This is a genomic window from Paeniroseomonas aquatica (assembly GCF_030409335.1).
In the GTDB taxonomy this organism is placed as follows: Bacteria; Pseudomonadota; Alphaproteobacteria; order Acetobacterales; family Acetobacteraceae; genus Belnapia; species Belnapia aquatica.
In genome coordinates this window covers 1-3,320 of sequence record NZ_JAUFPN010000276.1, presented here as the reverse complement: position 1 = coordinate 3,320, position 3,320 = coordinate 1, and the positions used below count along the sequence as shown (strand labels likewise).

Annotated in this window: 1 protein-coding gene and 1 pseudogene; one reads left to right on the top strand and one right to left on the bottom strand. The window is 74.5% G+C overall.

Translation table 11 applies throughout. The features are described 5' to 3' along the window. Positions 1–2,136: Rne/Rng family ribonuclease (locus QWZ14_RS29385; protein ID WP_290320620.1), on the bottom strand; the 2,136-nt coding region annotated here is incomplete at its 3' end. A gap of 796 nt (positions 2,137–2,932) precedes the next feature. Between QWZ14_RS29385 and QWZ14_RS29380 the strand changes: the two are divergent. After that, a pseudogene (locus tag QWZ14_RS29380) lies at positions 2,933–3,320 on the top strand (N-acetylmuramoyl-L-alanine amidase family protein); the annotation flags it as partial.

Here is a 3,320-nt window from a genome sequence, read left to right as displayed (position 1 = left end):
CGCGGCGGTCTCGCCACGCCCGGCGCCGTTCGCGGCCTCGCCCCGCGCCGGCTCCGGCGCCTCCTCGAGGTCGGGGACGTCCTCCGCCTCGGGCTCCTCGGCCTCCGGCGCGTAGTCCATCCGCAGCGCGGCGGGCGGGGCGGCGGCGGTCTCGGTCACCCGGGTCGGGTCGGCGGCGCGCAGCCGTTCCAGCCGGAAGTTCGGCGGCAGCAGCGTGTCGTCGGGCTCGAAGACCACGGCCATGCCGAAGCGGGCCTCGATCGCCTGCAGCTTGTCGCGCTTGCGGTTGAGCAGATAGAGCGCGACCGGCGCGGCGACATGGATGCAGATCTCGGCGGCGCGGCGCTTAGCGCCCTCCTCCTCGATCGCCCGCAGCACCTGCAGGGCGCTGCTCTCGAGGCTGCGGACCTGGCCGCGGCCCTGGCAATGCGGGCAGGTGACGAAGGTGGTCTCGGTCAGGCTGGGGCGGAGCCGCTGGCGCGACATCTCCAGCAGGCCGAAGTGGCTGATCCGGCCGACCTGGATGCGGGCGCGGTCGTGCTTCAGCGCCTCCTTGACCCGGCGCTCGACCTGCGCGTCGTTGCGGGCCGATTCCATGTCGATGAAGTCGATGACGATGAGGCCGGCGAGGTCGCGCAGCCGCAGCTGCCGGGCGATCTCGTCCGCCGCCTCGAGGTTGGTGCGCAGCGCCGTGTCCTCGATGTGCCGCTCGCGGGTCGAGCGGCCCGAGTTCACGTCGATGGCGACCAGCGCCTCGGTCTGGTTGATGACCAGGTAGCCGCCGGACCGCAGCTGGACCATCGGCGAATGCATGGCATCGAGCTGGGCCTCGACCTGGTGCCGGGCGAAGAGGCCGCCGTCGCGGAAGAGCTGGATCTTCTTGGCATGCTGCGGCATCAGCATGCGCATGAACTCACGGGCCTCCTGGAAGGCGTCCTCGCCGTCCACCAGGATCTCCTCGACGTCCCGCGCATAGACGTCGCGGATCGAGCGCTTGATGAGGTCCGCTTCCTCGTAGATCAGCGCCGGGGCGGACGATGCCATGGTGCGGTCGCGGATGTTGTCCCAGAGCCGCAGCAGGTATTCGCAGTCGCGGCGGATCTCGGGCTTCGGCCGCTGCGCGCCGGCGGTGCGGACGATGAGCGACATGCCCTGGGGCAGGCTCAGCTCGTCGATGACCTCGCGCAGGCGGCGGCGGTCGGTCGCCGAGGTGATCTTGCGGGAGACGCCGCCGCCGCGGGGCGAGTTCGGCATCAGCACCGAGAAGCGGCCGGCGAGCGAGATGTAGGTGGTCAGCGCGGCGCCCTTGGTGCCGCGCTCCTCCTTCACGACCTGGACCAGCAGGATCTGCCGGCGGCGCATGACCTCCTGGATCTTGTAGTGGCGCAGGAAGCGCGGCGGGATGCGGCGTTCGCGCGACATCTCCTCCGGGCCCTCGCCGCCGATGGTCTCGGGCGCGGGGGCGTCCTCCTCGCCGGCCTCGGCGTCCTCGGCCCGCTCCTCGTCGGTGCGGTCGTCGGCGGTCTCGATGGCCGGGGGGTGGGCGAAGTCGGGCTGGTCGCCCTCGCCGGGGGGGCTGGCCTCGATGAGGGGGGACTCGGTCGCGGCGGGCTCGGCCGCGGCGGCCTCCTCCGCGGTGGCGGCGGCCGGGGCGGCCTGGTCGGAGGCGGTGAAGACCGCCTCGGTCGGCGTCGCCTCGACCGGGGAGGCTTCCGGCGGCGGCGCCTCGGCCAGCAGCGCCATGGCGTCCGCGGGCGAGATCGTCGCCTCGGGGGTCGCATCGGCGGCAGCCTCGAGGGCGTCGGCAAGGGCGGCCTCGCGCTCCTCGGATTCCTCCTCCTCGCGGGCCTCGGCGGCCTGCATCTCGATCAGCCGCTGCCGGTCGGCAACCGGGATCTGGTAGTAATCGGGATGGATTTCGGAGAAGGCCAGGAAGCCGTGGCGGTTGCCGCCGTATTCCACGAAGGCGGCCTGAAGGCTGGGTTCGACCCGGACCACCTTGGCCAGGTAGATATTGCCCTTGAGCGGACGTTTGGTCGCGGCCTCGAGGTCGAATTCCTCGAGCCTCGTGCCGTCCAGCACCACCACGCGGGTTTCTTCCGCGTGGGATGCGTCGATCAGCATGCGCTTGGTCATCGAAGCGGTTGCTCCGCGCCGCGCGGCACCGGGGTGCGTCGCGGCGGATCGGGGTGACGTGACCCGGAGGGGGGCGGGTGCGCGGCGCGATCTGGCGTCATGCGGCAATCCGTCCTCATCCGGCGGGGCAGCCGGGCTCGGGCTGCCAGCGGGCCGGATGCGGCGCGCGGTGGCGGCCCGGGGCGGCGCCCCAGGGTTCGCGCCCCCGGTGCCAGCCGCGCGGGCGCGGATGGGGCGGCGTCGGTCACGCTTGTACCAGGGGCGGCCCCGCGGAAGGCGGGGTGCCAAGGGTCCGTCACGCGACAGGTCCCGCGAAGGACGGAGGAGGCAGCCCGGTCATCCCGTGCCGGCAGGCCCGATGGGGCCATGCCGGGGAATGAGGCAGGTGGCGGCCCGGCGAAACGCGGGAGCGGATCAACCCGCCCCCCATGCCAGACCGTACCGCTAATGTTGCCGACGGTCCGCGGACCGGTCGGTCGCGTGGCCTGTCGGCGCGACAGCGCCGTAATCCTCCGCCGGCAGCGGGCGCCGCCGGGGCGCTTCACCATAGGGGAGGGGTTTCGCTTCCACAAGGCTGCTCCATGCCGGATGCAACCCCCGGGCAGGGCATGGCGCCGCCGGATCGCCTGGAAATTGCGCAGCCCGGGCAATTATCGTCCCGCGCGCAGGCAGTCCCGGTCGCTTCGCTTCACCCGCGCCGGGATTGCCGGTAGGGTGGCCCGGCACCGCTGGGGGGCGTAGCACCGATGACCGTTGATGCGAGGGCCGGCCGCGCGGCCGGCCGGGGACCGCCACCATGAACGACCGGCCGATCGGCCGGCGGGGGCTGCTGGCCGCCGCCGGCGGGCTGCTGCTGCCGGCCGCCGCGGCCGGGGCCGCGGCCCCGCCGCGCATGACGCTCACCGCGGTGCGCGGCGAGACCCGGCTGGTGGTGCCGCTCGGCCGCGGCGGCGCCTGGCGGGTCTCGGCCACCGCCAGCCCGGCCCGGCTGGTGGTCGAGCTGCCGCACATCGCCTGGGCCGGCCCCGGCCGGCAGGCCGGCGCCGGCGTGGTGGCCGAGGCGCGGCGCGCGGGCAGCGGCGCCAGCCAGACCCTGGTCCTGCAGCTCGCCGCGCCGGTCGCCGCGCCGCGCGTCGCGGTCGCCGGCGGGGCGCTGCGCATCACGCTGCAGCCGGGGCCGGCGG